Origin of the sequence: Microbacterium sp. Leaf179, from assembly GCF_001423785.1 — a bacterium.
GTDB lineage: Bacteria > Actinomycetota > Actinomycetes > Actinomycetales > Microbacteriaceae > Microbacterium.
Map to the genome: position 1 here is coordinate 277,840 of NZ_LMPH01000004.1, position 14,055 is coordinate 291,894.

A 14,055-nucleotide genomic window follows, 5' to 3' on the forward strand; every position below is an offset into this window, starting at 1 on the left:
GGATGCCACGGCGTCGAGCCGTCGGCATCCCCCACGCCCCTCGCGTCAGCCGTAGAACAGCTTGTCGAACACGCGGCGGGCGCGTCGCGTGGCGCCGAGGTAGTCCTCTTCGACCTGCGTCGCGGAGCGCGGGGCGTACTCGAGGATGCGTCCGATCCCGTCGAGTCGCAGGCGATCCGTGGGAAGCACATTGCTGGTCTGTCCCGACAGCAGGGTGTTGGCCGAGCGCAGGCGACTGGCGAGATGCCACGCGGCCGCGAGCTTCTCGGCGGCGTCGGGCTCGACGATCCCCGCCTCGACGGCGGCGTCGAGAGCCCCCAGCGTCGAGGTGGTGCGCATTCCCGGAACGGTGCGCGCGTGCTGCAGCTGCAGCAGTTGCACGAGCCACTCGACGTCGCTCAGCGAACCCGGACCGAGCTTGAGATGGCGCGCGGGATCGGCGCCCTGCGGGAGGCGCTCGTTCTCGACGCGGGCTTTGATGCGCCGGATCTCGCGCAGGCCGTTCTCATCGGCGGTGACGGGGTAACGCACCTCATCGGCCAGCTCCATGAACGCGTTGATGAGCTTGACGCTGCCCGCGACGCCGCGGGCCCGCAGCAGTGCTTGGGCCTCCCACGAGAGTGACCAGCGCCGGTAGTACTCGGCGTAGGACTCGATCGAGCGGACCAGCGGTCCGCTCCGCCCCTCGGGACGCAGCTCGGCGTCGAGGTCGAGCGGCAGTCTGTGGTCTTCGGAGTGCTCGCGCAGGCCCGCGACGAGCTTGAGAGCCAGGGTGCCGGCCCGCTGCGGATCGACGCCGTTCGAACGGTAGACGTACATCACGTCGGCGTCGGAGCCGAAGCCGATCTCGCGCCCGCCGAAGCGCCCCATGGCGATGACCGCGAAATCGAGGTCGTCGTCTTCGGGGGGAACGACCACGCGCCGCACGGCCCGCAGGGTCGCCTGGATCGTGACCTCGGTGATCGTCGACAGCGCGTCGGACAATTCCTCGAGCGAGACCGTGCCGAGCACGGCCGCCATCGCCACGCGCAGCATCTCGCGGCGTCGGAGCGCACGCACCGAGCGCATCGCGTCGTCGATGTTCTTCCAGCGCGTCTGAATCGCCCGAGCCTCTTCTTCGAGAGCCTTGCCGGAGCGGGGCCGCAGCAGCGCGTCGTCGTCGAGCCATGCGACCGACTCGGGAATCCACTCCATCAACTCGCCGATGTATCGCGAGCCCGAGAGCACGCGAGTGAGGCTCTCGGCGGCGCCGGCGGAGTCGCGCAGCATGCGCAGGAACCAGGGCGTGTTGCCGAGGCGTTCGCTGATGCGGCGGAAGACGAGGAGGCCGTAGTCGGGATCCACGCCGTCGGCGAACCACCGGATCATGATCGGCATGAGGTGCCGCTGGATGGTCGACTTGCGGCTCAGTCCGCTGGTGAGGGCGGCGATGTGACGCAGGGCGCCGGCCGGGTCGCGGAAGCCGATGGCCGCGAGACGATCACGCGCCTGCTCGGTCGACAGGGTGCGCTCGCCCTCGGGCAGCGCCGCCACCGCCGACAGCAGCGGGCGGTAGAACAGGCGCACGTGGATGTCGCGCACCTCGCGCTTGATGCCCTCCCACACCGTCTGCACCCCGGAGGCCGAGTCGGCCAGCCGAGACGCGCGCGCGAGGACCCGCAGGTCGTCGTCCTTCTCGGGCAGCAGAGCGGTACGGCGCAGGCCGCGCAACTGCAAGCGGTGCTCGAGCAGCCGCAGCAGGCGATAGTCACGGCCGAACGCCTCGGCCTCGGAGCGACCGATGTACCCCTCGGCGACGAGGGCGTCGAGAGCGTCGAGCGTGCCGCGCTGACGGATGCGCTCGTCGGTCAGACCGTGCACGAGCTGCAGCAGCTGCACGGTGAACTCCACGTCGCGGATGCCGCCCGGGCCGAGCTTGAGCTGGCGATTGACCTCGGCGGCGGGGATGTGGTCGGTCACCCGCTCGCGCATGCGCTGCACGCCTTCGACGAAGTTATCGCGCGCGGCGCTGTGCCAGACGAGCGGCTGCACCGCGGCGACGTACTCGGCGCCGAGGGTGGCGTCGCCCGCGAGCGGACGCGCCTTCAGCAGCGCCTGGAACTCCCAGCTCTTGGCCCAGCGGGCGTAGTACTGCTGGTGAGAGGCGAGGCTGCGCACCAGAGCGCCCTGCTTGCCCTCGGGGCGCAGGTTGGGGTCGACCTCCCACAGGGGCGGTTCGATCTCGGGCCCCGAGATACCCCGCATCGTCTGCACGGCGAGGCGCGTGCCGATGTCGATGGCGCGCGCTTCGGTGACGATGTCTTCGTCGGCGGAGCCGCCGACGAAGATCACGTCGACATCGCTGACGTAGTTGAGTTCACGGGCGCCGGTCTTGCCCATCGCGATGATCGCGAACCGGGTGGCCTCGACCTGCGCCCTCGGGAACGCCGCCGGGCCCGTACCGCTCACGCGGCCGCGCGCCACGCTCAACGACGCCTCGAGGGCCGCGCCGGCCAAGTCGGCGAGCGAGGCCGAGACGATGTCGATCGCGCCGGCGGGATCGTCTTGACCGAGGTCGTAGGCGGCGATGCGCGCCAGAAGACGCCGGTATCGCACGCGGAGCGCGACCCAGGCGGCATCCGAGGTATCCGTCGCGAAACCCTCGACGTCGCCGACGGATGCCAGCAGCTCGGCCCGCATGGTCGGCTCGTCGGGCAGGGTCAGACCCGCACCCGAGAGGTGACGCAGTTCGTCGGGGTGACGTAGGTAGAACTCCGCGAACCCGTCGGAGGCGCCGACGATGTCCCAGAGTGCCCGCCACGCGCCCGGATCGCCCGCCGCACCGCGCACCGCGTCGGCGTCGCGGCGCGCCACCTGCACGATCGCCCACAGGGCGCGATCGGGATCGGCCACGCGCTGGGCGAGCTGCATGGCGCCGGCCCGCTCCACGCCCACCAGCTCCGCGAGCTCGCCGAGCAGGGTGTCTGCTTCGGCGAGCTGCGAGAATCCGGTGCGGGCGAGTGCGGTGAGCGCGGTCGTGCGGTCACCTGAGGTCATGGCGGCTTCCGTCAGAGCGCTTCGAGGTTGCTCTCGAGCTCGAACGGCGTGACCTGGGCGCGGTACTGCTGCCACTCGCGTCGCTTGTTGAGCAGCACGTACTTGAAGACCTGCTCCCCCAGCGTCTCGGCCACGAGCTCGGACTCCTCGAGGTACTCGAGAGCGTGGTCGAGGCTCGCCGGCAGCGGCGCGTATCCCAGGGCGCGGCGTTCCGCGTCGGTGAGCGACCACACGTTGTCTTCGGCCTCGGCCGGCAGCTCGTACTCCTGCTCGATGCCCTTGAGCCCGGCCGCGAGCATGAGCGCGTACGACAGGTACGGGTTCGCCGCGGAGTCGAGCGCGCGGTACTCGACGCGCGTGGACTGCCCCTTGTTGGGCTTGTACAGCGGAACGCGCACGAGGGCCGAACGGTTGTTGTGACCCCAGCAGATGAAGCTCGGAGCCTCGTCGCCGCCCCAGAGGCGCTTGTACGAGTTGACGAACTGGTTGGTGACGGCCGAGATCTCGTTGGCGTGGCGCAGCAGGCCGGCGATGAAGTGACGGCCGACCTTCGACAGCTGGTACTGCGAGCCCTCTTCGTAGAAGGCGTTCATGTCGCCCTCGAACAGCGACAGGTGGGTGTGCATGCCGCTGCCGGGCTGGCCGCTGATGGGCTTCGGCATGAAGGTCGCGTACACGCCCTGCTCGATGGCGACCTCTTTCACGACAGTGCGGAACGTCATGATGTTGTCGGCCGTGGTGAGGGCGTCGGCGTACCGCAGATCGATCTCGTTCTGCCCGGGACCACCCTCGTGGTGGCTGAACTCGACCGAGATGCCGAGGTCTTCGAGCATGCGCACCGAGCGACGACGGAAGTCGTGCGCCGTCCCACCCGGGACGTTGTCGAAGTAGCCGGCCGAATCGACCGGCTGCGGGCGCCCATCCGCACCGAGCTGCGACGACTTGAGCAGGTAGAACTCGATCTCGGGGTGCGTGTAGAACGTGAATCCCGCGTCGGCGGCCTTCGCCAGCGTGCGCTTGAGCACGTGGCGGGGGTCGGCGACGGCCGGTTGTCCGTCGGGCGTGGTGATGTCGCAGAACATGCGTGCCGTCGGGTCGATCTCGCCGCGCCACGGCAGGATCTGGAAGGTCGTGGGATCGGGGTGCGCGAGCAGGTCGGACTCGTAGGAACGCGTCAGCCCCTCGATCGCCGATCCGTCGAAGCCCAGGCCCTCGGTGAAGGCCCCCTCCACCTCAGCGGGGGCGATCGCCACCGACTTGAGCGTTCCCACCACGTCGGTGAACCAGAGGCGGACGAACTTCACGCCCCGTTCTTCGATCGTCCGCAGGACGAAATCGCGCTGCTTGTCCATCGTCATCCCTCGTTTCGGTAAGGCTGTCAGGCCTTGACGCCGTCGGAGCCCCAGTCCGCGTCGCGGGCGTCGTCGTCATCCCACTTCTCGGAGCGCTGGCGCAGGATCTCGGGCGCACGTTCGGCTTCTTCGGCGGTGTCGAAGGGGCCGGCACGGTCGGCCATCGGAGAGGCGAAGCCCTGCTCGACCTGCTTGGTCTCGAGGTTGTACCAGTACTTGTTGCTCTCGTCGCTCACGATGGCTCCTTCGATGGGTCTCGCGTCTCGGCGCAGAACCGCCGGTGCTCCCCCGATCCTACTGATCCCGACCGTGCGCCTGGATAGGCTGGGGGGTATGGCAACGAATGCATCGCGTGCGGTCGGAGTGGACATCGGCGGAACCGGCATCAAGGCGGGGATCGTCGACCTCGATGCCGGCGAACTCGTCAGCGATCGGGTGAAGGTCGCCACCCCCGCGGGGGCGGAACCCGCCGACGTGCTGGCCGCGGTGCGCCAGGTGCTCGACACCCTCGAAGCCCCGGCCGATCTGCCCCTCGGCGTCGCCTTCCCGGCGATCGTGAAGAGCGGCAAGACGCTGTCGGCCGCCAACGTGTCGTCGTCGTGGATCGGCTTCGAGGCCGAGAAGTTCTTCGAAGACGGACTGTCGCGTGGCATCCACTTCGCCAACGACGCCGACGTGGCCGGCATCGCCGAGGTGCGCTACGGCGCCGCGAAGGGCGTCGACGGTCTCGTCATCCTCACCACCCTCGGCACGGGCATCGGCTCGGCCATGATCTACGACGGCGTGCTCGTGCCGAACAGCGAGCTGGGCCACCTGCAGCGCGCCGGGCACAAGAAAGACGCGGAGCACTTCGCCGCCTACTCGGCGATGGAGCGCGAGGAGCTGTCGTGGGACAAGTGGGCGAAGCGTCTGCAGTGGTATTACGACTACGTCGAGTTCCTCTTCAGCCCCGACCTGATCGTCGTCGGCGGTGGGGTGTCGAAGCACTCCGAGAACTTCCTGCCGCTGCTGAAGCTGCGCGCCCCGATCGTGCCCGCGAAGCACCGCAACAACGCGGGCATCATCGGTGCGGCCTCGCTCGCGGTGGCCGTGCCCGAGGCGCTGCCCGCGATCAAGTAGCCGTTTCGCGGCTGAGCTCGACGCCCGGTCGATGCACCCAGGTGAATGTCAGGGTCGATAGGGTGACGGCATGAAGCGCCCCCTCGCCCTTGCCGCCGTCTCCTTCGCTCTCGTGTTCCTCGCGGGCTGTACCAGCGAGACGACGTCCGAGACGATCACCATCACCCCCGGCCAGTCGGGAACGTTCACCAACGGGGATTCCACCATCGTCGTCGGCGGAGACGCGACCGACGCCCCGCGGGACGAGACTGCGTACCTGAGCGAGATCCGAGACGGCGGCGCGGCCGACAGCGTCCTCCTCTCCGCCACCGACGCCGACCTGCTCGCCGCCGGGCAGGCCGCCTGCGACCAGCTCGCCCAGGGCATCGACGACGACGACATCGCTCTCACGGTGGCGGGCCGGACGGTGAAGGCGGGTAGCGACGACGCCACCGCCATCGTCGACGCGGCGTCCGTCGCACTCTGCGGGTGACGGCGGCCCGGGCCGCGGGCGCTCGCGTCGGCAGTACGCGGCTGTCGCGAGGCCACATTCGCGCTCTCCGACGAGCGGCACGAATCTCCCTCCGCGGCTGAGACCAGGGTTCGCGCCCGTTCGAGTGGCGGCCCGGTTCGACACGGTGATTCACGCTGCGCCCGAGCGCGACATCGCCTGGGCGCAGTGTGGGGTGCGAGCCGCGTCAACATCCTCTGTCCCTCCCGTCTTCGCCGGTGCGGGCCGCGTCATCGACGAGTTGCATCGCGCGAGGGAACGTGCGGCGATCGTTGGGACGTCGATCGTGGCTCTGTGCGCAGTCGCCGCTGTCGTGCTGATCTGGTCCGTTGCCGTGCCCGCGGGACCGGATGTATGCGTCCTCACCTACCCCGGGCCACGAAACTGCTTCGTCAGCGATCGGCTTGCTGCGGCCATCGCATTGACGGTAGTACTAGCGCTGACGTTTGCAGTTGCGCTTATCGCGTCCGTCACGTTGTTTCGTCGGTGGTTTTGGGCTGTAGGAGCGGGAATTGCGCTGGTGCTTTTGGCTGGTCCCGTTGCGTTCGTAGCGGTCGCGTGGATTCCCGCGTGGGCGTGAAACCATAGCAAAGGGCCAGCCGAGGAACGCGGCTACGCTCTCCGACCGGCCCTCTGTGGGGGTTCTGCGTCTAGTACGCCAGGTACAGCTGCCAGCCCAACTCTTGCGCGATACGCAGCGGCTCCGTTGCGTACACGGAGTACCCGCACACACGTCCCTGAGTTCCTTGGCACGGAACTGAAGGGCTAGCCGCGCCAGCGGAGATGATGGCCGCCGCGTATCGGGTGAGCGTTCCGTTGGTGTTGACCAGTTGATACCCCGGCCCACCGCTGTCGCCCTGTCCAGCTCCACCGACGCCAGTCGCCGACTTCTCCGTGCGGAAGCCGGTTCTCGTGGGGTCGCCGGGGATCGTCCAGGTGTACGGGCGGGTGGTCACGAAGTTTCCGCAGACTAACCCGCTGTATGAGCCTGAGTGGCAGATCTCGCTACCAACTGCCACTGGTGAAGCTCCGTTGAGCTGCGTGTAGTTCCCGCTGTTGTAGGCATTGACGTAAATGAAGGGGTGAACTGTAGTGCGTGTAACGATCGCCCCGTCGTTCGGCTCGTTGGCGGCGATCATCGAGCCGAAAATGTAGGCGGTCGACCCGTCATCGATGACCCATTGGCTTCCGACGTCACCACAGTGATCGGCGGTCATGAGGCCGTACTGCACGGGATTGCTGCTGATCCGACGTACCGGGAAGCCTGTTGAACAAGAGTTCTGCAGGAAGACCCCGTCGTAGCGGGTCATCTTGGAGCCGCCGAGACCGTAGGTATCGAACTGTCGGTTGTTCAGAGGAGTGACGCCCTCATGGGTGATCGCCACGGGGTACTCGGACACACTCTCGAGGCGCGCCTCCGCGATGTTGCTCGAGCGAGCGGCGTCGGAAGGCGCCAGGGTGAGCTCGATTCCGCTGCCGTCCGCAGCCGGTCCGCCTCCCAGGACGCCGGCCGCTGTTGCTTCGTCGCTTCCTAAGACCGTTTGCACGGCTTCGCGAAGGTCGCCAGGAAGGTACGGCGTCTGGCGCACCTTCATGGGAAGCTCTGCCGAAGCGACAATGCTCTCCAACTCAGCGGGTACTTCACCGTGCCACCAAACGATCGTCAGCGAGCGATCTTTCGTGAACTCGACCGCGCTGTAACGCGGATCGTCCTCGTAGAGGCCGTCAATTTTCGTGCTGATGTCGACCATCTCGCCTGTGACGGGAGGAGCGGTGAGCGCGCGCTCATCGGGGCTCGTGGTCGGCGCAACCCGAAAGTGACTGACGGGCGGTTCATCGACGACATTGCTGGTGTCTCCGGTGGCGGCGCCTGTCATCGGAATGGCGAGCGTGAGGGCCCCGATAGCGGCGACAACAGCTGGGGACGTTATTTTCACTGATTCCCCCTCGGATCGGTGGTGTTCTTACAGACAGTAAGAAAACGCTGCCAAACACGAGGAGCCGATCCTTGACCAATGGCCCGTCTTTCACCCCCAGGGGGAGCTGACCTCGCCCTTGTGGAAACCTGATCCGAGCGGCGAGAGTGTCTGTCCAAGGCGAACCGGGCGTGGCTGCGCGAGCGCGAGATCGCCGCGACGATGCCGGAGCGCGACGATCAGATCGCTCACCGCCGCAAGCGCCGCGGGCGACCAATCGACTTCGGTGACCAGCAGCGAGCTCGTTACCGCGGCCGCAACGTCGTCAAGCGGTGCTTCAACAAGCTCAAGCAATGACGCGGGATCGCCGTGCGCTCGGACAAGCTCGCGCGCAACCAACACTCCGGGCTCTACCTCGCCGCGACACTCCATTGGCGCATCGGCCCCAGTGGATGAGTTACTCGCGTTCTCTGCCGGTCGCCGCCCAGTGGATCATCTGCTTCTGAATATGGTCGGGCGTCAGCATGAACAAGGGAGTGAGTTCCTCCCACCCTGGCTGCTTTACCCGCTCGCTGTATGCCGCATGCTCGGCGCTCAGCCCCAAGCTCGCATCGAGCCCCGCAGACTCAGTCCCCATCAAGCTGACGTGATAGATCCAGGTCGATCCGTCTGCCTCGGTGCTCCGGAACGTCGCCTCAAAGAGCTGGCGCTCGTTCGATAGTGCTTCCTGGTGCTCGGGATACCGGTCGTTGATCGTGTCCATCCATTCCTGGAGTTCGGCTTCCTTGCCGGGCACGATCGGTGCGCGGCTGAGTTCCAGTCGCATTCCAGGCGGCACGGAAGAGGGCATCGGGAAACCCTCGAAGTCTCGTGCCACCGGATGAAATGGGATCTTCTCGACGACCATCCGACAAGTCTGACATCACGGGTTGCACTGGTCGGCTGAGGCCACCTCAGATAGCTGGGCACAGGAGAGAACCGTGTTCCACAACACGGCCTAGGGCTACGGCGGGGCGAATGGGCCGGCCTGTACGCCGGGTTCTGTTTCACGTCATATCGTCATTTGATGGTAAATACTGGGGGGTGTTGTTATCCCTGCTCAGGCGGCAAATCGAGTGCAGTCAATTGCGGCGCGAGCTGGGTGGCAATTGGGAGTTCTGCGGACTACCTGCGGACTGCGCCACCCCGGCACGCGAGACAACCACTCAGTCAGGAACCCCTCGCGACACGCCCCGCGCCGAAATTGAGTCCTTCCCGCTGTCCCCATTTGGAGATGGTGGAGGCGGTGACGCCGAGCTCTGCTGCCATGGTGCGGGTGGAGTAGCCGGCGTCGTACAGTTCGCAGGCGCGGGCGGTGTCGAAAGTGGATGCCGCGCGGTTGCGGGTGAGGCCGGATCTTGCGCGCCAGGCGTTCACGGTGCCCACGGCGACGCCGAGCGTGGCCGCGATCTCGGCGGGGGTGCTGCCTGCGTCGTGCAGCTCGCGCGCGCGGGCCCGGTCGAACTTGAGCCGCCCAGCGAACGTCAGCCCCTCGCCCTTGGCCCAGAGGGACACCTGTTCGCGGTGCACGCCGAGATCCGCGGCGATCGCCGTTGCTGTCATGCCGGAGTCGAACAGCGCGCGTGCTCGGTCTGTGTCGAGCTCCTGAGCGCTGCGGCTGCGGCGCCCCATCATCTCGGCGTTCACAGCGTCAACCGCGGAGGCGTGGAAGTACGACGTGACGACACCCTTGTGTCCGCGGGAGGTTGCTGAGGGCGTCAGGTAGCCCTTCTCGACCCACTTCCGCACGCCCCGCTCGCCGAGCCCCACACGCTCAGCGGCCTGCGCGAGCGTCAGAAGCGGGTTGAACCATTCGCGGACCGGTCCTAGCTCCTCCTCGTCGTCATACCGCGCGTAGGAGCCGTGTGGTGCGTTCGGGCGGGCGGCGTTGGGGTGGACGAACCGGTGCCGGTTCTCGAGCCCCCATCGACGCATAGCGTCACGGAGAGACCAGCGCTCCCGCACCCCGTCGTCATCCTCGGGGTGGTCGTCGAGCACGAGGGGGCCGAGCCATCCCATGGCGACGTGATTGTTCTGCAGCTGCTCGAGTCCGGCGGAGAAGTACCGGAGGGTGGTCTCGATCGCGTGGATTGCGTCGGTGACGTCGTCGCGTCCGGTGGCATGGGGGCCGGGCTGTGAGCGTGTGGTGACGACGGCGTCCCAGTTCCATCGGGACTGTCCGCCGTCGGTCATGCCGCGCAGGCGGGTCAGGAGCTCGGGGGCGTCGTCGAGGAGCTTGCTCGCGCGCCCCCAACACTGGTCGCACACGAGAGACCGGTCACGGCATACGCTCGGCGCGCAGCCCTTGCACGGAGGGGTGTATCTCTCGCCGACATCCTCGGCGTGCGCGCGCCGCGCCAACTCGTCGGGCTCGAGGTTCTCGCAGACGGCCCAGTGCTGTCGGGCGCATCCGCGAATGCAATGCCGCTCGTCGCGGGCGTCGGTGTTGCGCTGGCTCGTGTCGCTCGCGAGTAATGACATACCGGGTATTCTCTTCCGTCCTCGTAGCGGGTGGTGACTTCGACACTCAGGTGAGTAGGGTGACGGGCATGAATCGTGCGGTCATCCCCGCGGCCGGCGCCGCCCTTCTGCTCCTGCTGGCGGGTTGCACCGCGACCGAGACGGCGAATGTGACCGCCGCGAGCGATGAGCCCGCCGTGAGCGCTCCTGCGGCGTCAGAAGGTCCGCTGACCGCCGCGACACCCTCCGGAGACGCTGACGGGGCTCCTGACACGCCGGAGGGCGCGTTCCTCGTGAAGATCCGCGACGTTCTGCCGGATGACACGTCGATCCCGAACGCCTCGGACACGCAGCTGCTCGCCGCCGCTCAAAAAGCCTGTGAACAGATGGCCGGAGGGGCCGACTCGACAATGGTTTCCGTTATCGACGGCGAGCAGAAAGACGGGGCGGGGTACTACCAGGACAGCGCCAGAATCGGCGCTATCGCCAAACAGACCATATGCCCCTAGCTCCCGTCCGTCTTGAGGACGTAGCCGTCCGCGCCGAGGATCATCACGCCGGCGGGCAGTCCCATCCCGGATACCGGGGAAACGGCGCCGGGTGACATGCGGATGCCGTTCGCGTCGATCTGGACGACGTTGCCGCCGTACTGGATGCGGGCGTAGCTGCCGCTGACCTGGACAACCGCGTTGCCCTTGAACACCTGGATGGTGTCCGCGTCGGTGAACACCTGGGCGCCGTTGGCGAAGGTGAGCGCACCGCCCGACACTTCGGGGTCCATGGTCATGTCGCCGGCGCTGATCTTGCCCTCCACCTCGAGCTCGCTCAACAGGCGGGTGCGACCCTCGATCGTCGTGTCACCGCGCAGTCGGGTTTCAGCGGTGACATCGAGGGTTCCGGTGATCTCGACGGGGCCGCTGAAGTCCACGTCGCCGGTCCAGTCGATCGTCCCGTCACCGCGCAGCGCACCGGAGATCTGCGCGTACCCGCTGACCTCGAGGCCGCCGTTCTCGATCTTGATGTAGCCGCCGTTGTAGACGCGGATGCCGCCACTGCCGATCGAGGCGCTCTGCAGGGGCGTTGCGACCTGCAGCCGGTCGACATCTTTTCGGAGGCGGCGCAGTTCGGAGTAGTAGTCGGAGAGGTCATCAACCATTTTCATGGTCCTTTCTGTGGTGGTTTCAGACGGCCGCGGATCGGCCGCCCGACCAGGCGGGGCAAGGGAACGCCCGTTCGAACGTCGCCCTCACCCCTCCTGGTGGCATTGTGGAAAAAGACCGGGGAGAGACATCGGCAATACCCGGAGACCTTTCCCGGTGGGGTTCGGGGGGCCTCCCCCCACCGGGTCGAACATATGTTCGAAGGGGTCAGATTCGGGGGACGACGCTGTACTTGCCGCGGGCGCGCTCATCGACGTCGCGCTGCACCCCGTCGCGGGCTGCGCGTTCCTCGTCGAGTCGGTTGAGGCGCGCGCGGATGGTGGATGCGTCGGCTGCGAGGTTGATGGTCACGCCCTTGACCACGAGGTCTGTGGCCTTCTTCGCGTGCGTGGTCTTCTCGTAGGTGGCGAGGTCCATGTCGGCCATGCGTAGGCGCCACTGAATGTCGGGCAGCTTGCGGGTCATCGACTGCATGGCGAGCCACGCTCGATCGATGACCCTCAGTACCCGGTTGCTCTCGATCACATCGTCACGGGCGGTGACGGCTGCGGGCCCCATGCCTGCAATGCGGGCGAGGTCGCCAAGCTCGGCGGTGCCGATGATGTCGTGGGCCTGGGTGAGAGTTTCACCGGCCTGGTCGGCTGTGGCCTTGAGGGAGGCCATGATGCCGTCCAGGTGGTCAGGGATCATCTCGATCAAGGCGTGCTCGTGGACGCTGGTGGCCGCGGTGCTGAGGTCTCCCTGGTTTAGCACGTTCGCGACGATCGCGTTCAGGATGTCGGGGTCGGTGATGGGGTCGCGGTCCTCGATGATCGCGGTTGCCCAGGCGCGGGCGAGGGCGGCGTAGTCGGTGCTGGTGTTGCGCATCGCAAGGGCGGCGTTCTGGATCTTTTCAGTGTCGGCCTCGTGCTCGAGCAGTTCAGGCGGGAGCTTGTACCCGGTGATCTTGATCGCCTCGAAGAGGGCGCGGAGCTGCTGGTTCTGCATGGTGTTCCTGTCTGTCAGTTGTTGGGGTCGTTGAACGCGCGGAGCCATTCGCGCTTGTCGTGCTGGGTGGTGTCGCCCCCGGTGACGGTGCGGCCCTCTTTGGGGGCGCTGAGGCCCTGGCGCGGCTTGGATGCGCTCCCGGTTCCCTCGGCCCCGTCGGTGTCGTCTGCGCCGTCAGAGAGGGCGTCGAGCACGGATCGGGAGAAGGTGGGCGGGCGGTAGGTGTCGTCGTCGTTGTCGGTCATGCGGTGGCCTTCCTGTGGATGCGGATGATGGTGTGGGAGCCGCGGGCTTGGATGTTCACGTCCCACCCGTCGACCAGGAGCCAAGCCAGATCCTGGACGCCCCGGGATGACAGGTGCGTGGTGCGGTAGTTCCACCGGGGTCCGTCGTCACCGACGATTAGGTGCTCGTCCCGCGACCACGGTGGAGTCGGGAACCCCTTCGCGGTCAAATGGGCGATGGGAGAGGGGGCGGTGATGGTGTTCGGATCCGCCATGTTTCTGTCCTTTCATTCGGCGAGTCCCCTCGGCAGGATTCGAACCTGCGACCATCCCGTTAGAAGCGGGCCGCTCTTTCCGCTGAGCCACAAGGGGGAGACACCCCGCGTTCGAAACGCGAGGTGGGGTGCGCCTGGTCAGGATGTGTAGGCCCTTCCCGCCCAGAAGCCCGCCGGCGGGCGAGCGAGACGGGCGTACGCGTCGCACTGCTCCCGGATGAGACACCGGGTGAGGCACGTCTGCTGCATCTCGAGCCGATCGGCTGCAGGGAGCGCCTCGGTGACGTACCTGAGGTCCGTGTCGCACGGGGGCGGCCACGTCGCCATCGCCCTCCCGAGCCGCTCGTACTGCTCGACGGCGGTGGTGTGGCGGTCGTAGTCGTCGGCCGCGGACCGGTCCGCCATGGCCTGCTCTAGCTCGGCGCGGATCATCACCATGCCGGGCTGCCCGGGGACAGGCACCAACTCGACCTCTTCGCCCGTGGTGACGTCGGTGACGCGGGATGGTGTGTCGGTGGTCATTCGGCCTCCTGGGTGAGCATGTCGACGATCTCGGTGACGTCGTCGGGCCAGTCGCGTTCGACCATGCCGAGGGTGATGGGAATGCTGCGGTCGACGTCGACGAGTGCGGTGACCAGGTCGCCGATGGTCGGAACGGGCATCAGTAGCACCCGTTCTCGCAGCGGTCGTCGCGGTCACCGTCGGCGTGGTGGTCACGGCAGGATCCGGGCTCATCGTGGAGGCTGTGGCGGTGCGGGATGCACTGGTCACGGGTGCGGACGTCGGCGAACAGTCGGTCGCGGCGTGCGTGTTCGGCTGCGGTTCGCAGGTGCGCCGGCGTGGGGCGGCGCGAGTCCGTCCGGTAGTGGGTGTTCAGCCCTTCGACGGCGTCGGCGTAGTCCAGGTCGCTGAGGAGTGGTTCCCACGCTTCGAGCGTGAGCACGTCGACATCGCGACCATCGACGACGGCCATGCGGGTGAGCAGCATCGTGAGCTC

The 14,055-nt window shown here is 67.4% G+C and carries 17 protein-coding genes and 1 tRNA gene; 3 read left to right on the top strand and 15 right to left on the bottom strand.

Annotation, left to right across the window (positions count from 1 at the left end; genetic code table 11):
- Positions 1-45: 45 nt before the first annotated feature.
- The 3 genes from ASF96_RS14660 to ASF96_RS14670 are packed head-to-tail and all read right to left on the bottom strand — an operon-like array spanning position 46 to position 4,624.
- A complete protein-coding gene (locus ASF96_RS14660) occupies positions 46-3,036 on the bottom strand; it encodes a bifunctional [glutamine synthetase] adenylyltransferase/[glutamine synthetase]-adenylyl-L-tyrosine phosphorylase (RefSeq protein WP_055940316.1) in 2,991 nt (996 codons plus the stop codon).
- A gap of 11 nt (positions 3,037-3,047) precedes the next feature.
- A complete protein-coding gene (glnA, locus tag ASF96_RS14665; protein ID WP_055837906.1) occupies positions 3,048-4,388 on the bottom strand; it encodes a type I glutamate--ammonia ligase in 1,341 nt (446 codons plus the stop codon).
- 26 nt (positions 4,389-4,414) lie between these two features.
- Entirely contained in the window at positions 4,415-4,624 is a 210-nt protein-coding gene (locus ASF96_RS14670; protein WP_055837140.1) for a hypothetical protein, read from the bottom strand.
- 97 nt (positions 4,625-4,721) lie between these two features.
- Here ASF96_RS14670 and ppgK point away from each other — a divergent pair, with 97 nt between their 5' ends.
- On the top strand, positions 4,722-5,507 hold the full coding sequence (gene ppgK, locus ASF96_RS14675) for a polyphosphate--glucose phosphotransferase (RefSeq protein WP_055837137.1): 786 nt from the start codon (positions 4,722-4,724) through the stop codon (positions 5,505-5,507).
- Between the two features lie 70 nt (positions 5,508-5,577).
- Entirely contained in the window at positions 5,578-5,979 is a 402-nt protein-coding gene (locus ASF96_RS14680) for a DUF732 domain-containing protein (RefSeq protein ID WP_055940317.1), read from the top strand.
- 668 nt (positions 5,980-6,647) lie between these two features.
- Here the strand turns inward: ASF96_RS14680 and ASF96_RS14685 are convergent.
- The 4 genes from ASF96_RS14685 to ASF96_RS14700 form a co-directional block, all read right to left on the bottom strand.
- The gene (locus ASF96_RS14685; protein WP_156458883.1) at positions 6,648-7,934 is read right to left on the bottom strand and encodes a hypothetical protein; all 1,287 of its coding nucleotides are present in this window, start codon (positions 7,932-7,934) and stop codon (positions 6,648-6,650) included.
- 90 nt (positions 7,935-8,024) lie between these two features.
- Positions 8,025-8,315, bottom strand: coding sequence for a hypothetical protein (locus ASF96_RS17455; protein WP_235560621.1), 291 nt, complete (start codon positions 8,313-8,315; stop codon positions 8,025-8,027).
- A gap of 55 nt (positions 8,316-8,370) precedes the next feature.
- Entirely contained in the window at positions 8,371-8,820 is a 450-nt protein-coding gene (locus tag ASF96_RS14695; protein WP_055940321.1) for a DUF6176 family protein, read from the bottom strand.
- 302 nt (positions 8,821-9,122) lie between these two features.
- Positions 9,123-10,433 carry a hypothetical protein gene (locus ASF96_RS14700; RefSeq protein WP_156458884.1) on the bottom strand — a complete coding sequence of 437 codons (1,311 nt, stop codon included), beginning with the start codon at positions 10,431-10,433 and terminating at the stop codon, positions 9,123-9,125.
- A gap of 68 nt (positions 10,434-10,501) precedes the next feature.
- On the opposite strand from ASF96_RS14700, the gene ASF96_RS14705 reads away from it, so the two are divergent.
- Entirely contained in the window at positions 10,502-10,921 is a 420-nt protein-coding gene (locus ASF96_RS14705) for a DUF732 domain-containing protein (RefSeq protein WP_156458885.1), read from the top strand.
- Here ASF96_RS14705 and ASF96_RS14710 read toward each other — a convergent pair.
- The 8 genes from ASF96_RS14710 to ASF96_RS14740 form a co-directional block, all read right to left on the bottom strand.
- A complete protein-coding gene (locus tag ASF96_RS14710; protein WP_055940327.1) occupies positions 10,918-11,568 on the bottom strand; it encodes a polymer-forming cytoskeletal protein in 651 nt (216 codons plus the stop codon). The genes ASF96_RS14705 and ASF96_RS14710 overlap by 4 nt on opposite strands.
- Positions 11,569-11,779: 211 nt before the next feature.
- Positions 11,780-12,559, bottom strand: a complete 780-nt coding sequence (locus tag ASF96_RS14715) for a hypothetical protein (RefSeq protein WP_055940329.1) — start codon at positions 12,557-12,559, stop codon at positions 11,780-11,782.
- Positions 12,560-12,573: 14 nt separating this feature from the next.
- Positions 12,574-12,804: a hypothetical protein gene (locus ASF96_RS14720; RefSeq protein WP_055940330.1), complete on the bottom strand. Its 231-nt coding sequence runs from the start codon at positions 12,802-12,804 to the stop codon at positions 12,574-12,576.
- Entirely contained in the window at positions 12,801-13,058 is a 258-nt protein-coding gene (locus ASF96_RS14725) for a hypothetical protein (RefSeq protein ID WP_055940333.1), read from the bottom strand. Before ASF96_RS14725 ends, ASF96_RS14720 begins: the two co-directional genes overlap by 4 nt.
- 24 nt (positions 13,059-13,082) lie before the next feature.
- Positions 13,083-13,155, bottom strand: a tRNA-Arg gene (locus ASF96_RS14730).
- A 41-nt stretch (positions 13,156-13,196) separates the two neighbouring features.
- Positions 13,197-13,580, bottom strand: a complete 384-nt coding sequence (locus tag ASF96_RS17190; RefSeq protein WP_055940335.1) for a hypothetical protein — start codon at positions 13,578-13,580, stop codon at positions 13,197-13,199.
- The gene (locus tag ASF96_RS17065) at positions 13,577-13,720 is read right to left on the bottom strand and encodes a hypothetical protein (protein WP_156458886.1); all 144 of its coding nucleotides are present in this window, start codon (positions 13,718-13,720) and stop codon (positions 13,577-13,579) included. Before ASF96_RS17065 ends, ASF96_RS17190 begins: the two co-directional genes overlap by 4 nt.
- On the bottom strand, positions 13,720-14,031 hold the full coding sequence (locus ASF96_RS14740) for a hypothetical protein (RefSeq protein WP_235560622.1): 312 nt from the start codon (positions 14,029-14,031) through the stop codon (positions 13,720-13,722). The genes ASF96_RS17065 and ASF96_RS14740 overlap by 1 nt, the downstream gene beginning before the upstream one ends.
- Between the last annotated feature and the right edge of the window lie 24 nt (positions 14,032-14,055).

What these genes read in the sequence shown, in the direction of transcription:
- ASF96_RS14660 (WP_055940316.1), bottom strand. Translation starts at nt 3,036, where the DNA reads ATGACCTCAGGTGACCGCACGACCGCGCTCACCGCACTCGCCCGCACC.
- glnA (WP_055837906.1), bottom strand. Translation starts at nt 4,388, where the DNA reads ATGGACAAGCAGCGCGATTTCGTCCTGCGGACGATCGAAGAACGGGGC.
- ppgK (WP_055837137.1), top strand. Translation starts at nt 4,722, where the DNA reads ATGGCAACGAATGCATCGCGTGCGGTCGGAGTGGACATCGGCGGAACC.
- ASF96_RS14680 (WP_055940317.1), top strand. Translation starts at nt 5,578, where the DNA reads ATGAAGCGCCCCCTCGCCCTTGCCGCCGTCTCCTTCGCTCTCGTGTTC.
- ASF96_RS14695 (WP_055940321.1), bottom strand. Translation starts at nt 8,820, where the DNA reads ATGGTCGTCGAGAAGATCCCATTTCATCCGGTGGCACGAGACTTCGAG.
- ASF96_RS14700 (WP_156458884.1), bottom strand. Translation starts at nt 10,433, where the DNA reads ATGTCATTACTCGCGAGCGACACGAGCCAGCGCAACACCGACGCCCGC.
- ASF96_RS14705 (WP_156458885.1), top strand. Translation starts at nt 10,502, where the DNA reads ATGAATCGTGCGGTCATCCCCGCGGCCGGCGCCGCCCTTCTGCTCCTG.
- ASF96_RS14710 (WP_055940327.1), bottom strand. Translation starts at nt 11,568, where the DNA reads ATGGTTGATGACCTCTCCGACTACTACTCCGAACTGCGCCGCCTCCGA.
- ASF96_RS14715 (WP_055940329.1), bottom strand. Translation starts at nt 12,559, where the DNA reads ATGCAGAACCAGCAGCTCCGCGCCCTCTTCGAGGCGATCAAGATCACC.
- ASF96_RS14720 (WP_055940330.1), bottom strand. Translation starts at nt 12,804, where the DNA reads ATGACCGACAACGACGACGACACCTACCGCCCGCCCACCTTCTCCCGA.
- ASF96_RS14725 (WP_055940333.1), bottom strand. Translation starts at nt 13,058, where the DNA reads ATGGCGGATCCGAACACCATCACCGCCCCCTCTCCCATCGCCCATTTG.
- ASF96_RS17190 (WP_055940335.1), bottom strand. Translation starts at nt 13,580, where the DNA reads ATGACCACCGACACACCATCCCGCGTCACCGACGTCACCACGGGCGAA.
- ASF96_RS17065 (WP_156458886.1), bottom strand. Translation starts at nt 13,720, where the DNA reads ATGCCCGTTCCGACCATCGGCGACCTGGTCACCGCACTCGTCGACGTC.
- ASF96_RS14740 (WP_235560622.1), bottom strand. Translation starts at nt 14,031, where the DNA reads ATGGCCGTCGTCGATGGTCGCGATGTCGACGTGCTCACGCTCGAAGCG.